This window comes from Peribacillus sp. NPDC094092, from assembly GCF_050279365.1.
Taxonomy (GTDB): domain Bacteria; phylum Bacillota; class Bacilli; order Bacillales; family DSM-1321; genus Peribacillus.
Window position 1 is genome coordinate 1,592 of record NZ_JBNNUC010000019.1, and the last position, 2,919, is coordinate 4,510.

A 2,919-nucleotide genomic window follows, 5' to 3' on the forward strand; every position below is an offset into this window, starting at 1 on the left:
TCAAAGCATCTGTAAGATCTTTTTTAACGGTTAAGTTAGAAAGGGCGCACGGTGGATGCCTTGGCACTAGGAGCCGATGAAGGACGGGACTAACACCGATATGCTTCGGGGAGCTGTAAGTAAGCTTTGATCCGGAGATTTCCGAATGGGGAAACCCACTGTTCGTAATGGAACAGTATCTTTACCTGAATACATAGGGTACTGAAGGCAGACCCGGGGAACTGAAACATCTAAGTACCCGGAGGAAGAGAAAGCAAACGCGATTTCCTGAGTAGCGGCGAGCGAAACGGAATTAGCCCAAACCAAGAGGCTTGCCTCTTGGGGTTGTAGGACACTCAACATGGAGTTACAAAGGAACGGGGTAAACGAAGCGATCTGGAAAGGTCCGTCGAAGAAGGTAAAAACCCTGTAGTTGAAACTTCGTTCCCTCCTGAGTGGATCCTGAGTACGGCGGGACACGAGAAATCCCGTCGGAAGCAGGGAGGACCATCTCCCAAGGCTAAATACTCCCTAGTGACCGATAGTGAACCAGTACCGTGAGGGAAAGGTGAAAAGCACCCCGGAAGGGGAGTGAAATAGATCCTGAAACCGTGTGCCTACAAGTAGTCAAAGCCCGTTAATGGGTAATGGCGTGCCTTTTGTAGAATGAACCGGCGAGTTACGATTTCATGCGAGGTTAAGTTGATGAGACGGAGCCGCAGCGAAAGCGAGTCTGAATAGGGCGAATGAGTATGAGGTCGTAGACCCGAAACCAGGTGATCTACCCATGTCCAGGGTGAAGTTCAGGTAACACTGAATGGAGGCCCGAACCCACGCACGTTGAAAAGTGCGGGGATGAGGTGTGGGTAGCGGAGAAATTCCAATCGAACCTGGAGATAGCTGGTTCTCTCCGAAATAGCTTTAGGGCTAGCCTCAAGATGAGAGTATTGGAGGTAGAGCACTGATTGGACTAGGGGCCCCCAACGGGTTACCGAATTCAGTCAAACTCCGAATGCCAAATACTTATTCTTGGGAGTCAGACTGCGAGTGATAAGATCCGTAGTCGAAAGGGAAACAGCCCAGACCACCAGCTAAGGTCCCAAAGTATACGTTAAGTGGAAAAGGATGTGGAGTTGCTTAGACAACCAGGATGTTGGCTTAGAAGCAGCCACCATTTAAAGAGTGCGTAATAGCTCACTGGTCGAGTGACTCCGCGCCGAAAATGTACCGGGGCTAAACGTATCACCGAAGCTGTGGATTGACACCAACGGTGTCAGTGGTAGGAGAGCGTTCTAAGGGCGTTGAAGTCAGACCGGAAGGACTGGTGGAGCGCTTAGAAGTGAGAATGCCGGTATGAGTAGCGAAAGAAGGGTGAGAATCCCTTCCACCGAATGCCTAAGGTTTCCTGAGGAAGGCTCGTCCGCTCAGGGTTAGTCGGGACCTAAGCCGAGGCCGAAAGGCGTAGGCGATGGACAACAGGTTGATATTCCTGTACCACCTATACATCGTTTGAACGATGGGGGGACGCAGAAGGATAGGGTAAGCGCGCTGTTGGATATGCGCGTCCAAGCAGTTAGGCCGGAAACGAGGCAAATCCCGTTTCCATTAAGGCGGAGCTGTGATGGCGAGGGAAATATAGTACCGAAGTTCCTGATTCCACGCTGCCAAGAAAAGCCTCTAGTGAGATGTAAGGTGCCCGTACCGCAAACCGACACAGGTAGGCGAGGAGAGAATCCTAAGGTGTGCGAGAGAACTCTCGTTAAGGAACTCGGCAAAATGACCCCGTAACTTCGGGAGAAGGGGTGCTTTTTAGGGTGAATAGCCCAGAAAAGCCGCAGTGAATAGGCCCAGGCGACTGTTTAGCAAAAACACAGGTCTCTGCGAAGCCGCAAGGCGAAGTATAGGGGCTGACACCTGCCCGGTGCTGGAAGGTTAAGGGGAGAGGTTAGCGCAAGCGAAGCTTTGAACCGAAGCCCCAGTAAACGGCGGCCGTAACTATAACGGTCCTAAGGTAGCGAAATTCCTTGTCGGGTAAGTTCCGACCCGCACGAAAGGTGTAACGATCTGGGCACTGTCTCAACGAGAGACTCGGTGAAATTATAGTACCTGTGAAGATGCAGGTTACCCGCGACAGGACGGAAAGACCCCGTGGAGCTTTACTGCAGCCTGATATTGAATTTTGGTACAGCTTGTACAGGATAGGTAGGAGCCTGAGAAGCCGGAGCGCCAGCTTCGGTGGAGGCGTTGGTGGGATACTACCCTGGCTGTATTGAAATTCTAACCCGCGCCCCTCATCGGGGTGGGAGACAGTGTCAGGTGGGCAGTTTGACTGGGGCGGTCGCCTCCTAAAGAGTAACGGAGGCGCCCAAAGGTTCCCTCAGAATGGTTGGAAATCATTCGTAGAGTGTAAAGGCACAAGGGAGCTTGACTGCGAGACCTACAAGTCGAGCAGGGACGAAAGTCGGGCTTAGTGATCCGGTGGTTCCGCATGGAAGGGCCATCGCTCAACGGATAAAAGCTACCCCGGGGATAACAGGCTTATCTCCCCCAAGAGTCCACATCGACGGGGAGGTTTGGCACCTCGATGTCGGCTCATCGCATCCTGGGGCTGTAGTCGGTCCCAAGGGTTGGGCTGTTCGCCCATTAAAGCGGTACGCGAGCTGGGTTCAGAACGTCGTGAGACAGTTCGGTCCCTATCCGTCGCGGGCGCAGGAAATTTGAGAGGAGCTGTCCTTAGTACGAGAGGACCGGGATGGACGCACCGCTGGTGTACCAGTTGTCTTGCCAAAGGCATAGCTGGGTAGCTACGTGCGGACGGGATAAGTGCTGAAAGCATCTAAGCATGAAGCCCCCCTCAAGATGAGATTTCCCATGGCGCAAGCTAGTAAGATCCCTGAAAGATGATCAGGTTGATAGGTCAGAGGTGGAAGCATGGTGACA

At 52.7% G+C, this 2,919-nt stretch carries 1 rRNA gene; it reads left to right on the forward strand.

Annotated elements, in window-relative coordinates:
• Positions 1-28: 28 nt before the first annotated feature.
• Positions 29-2,919: ribosomal RNA gene (locus ACQKNS_RS27290) — 23S ribosomal RNA — on the forward strand; the annotation flags it as partial.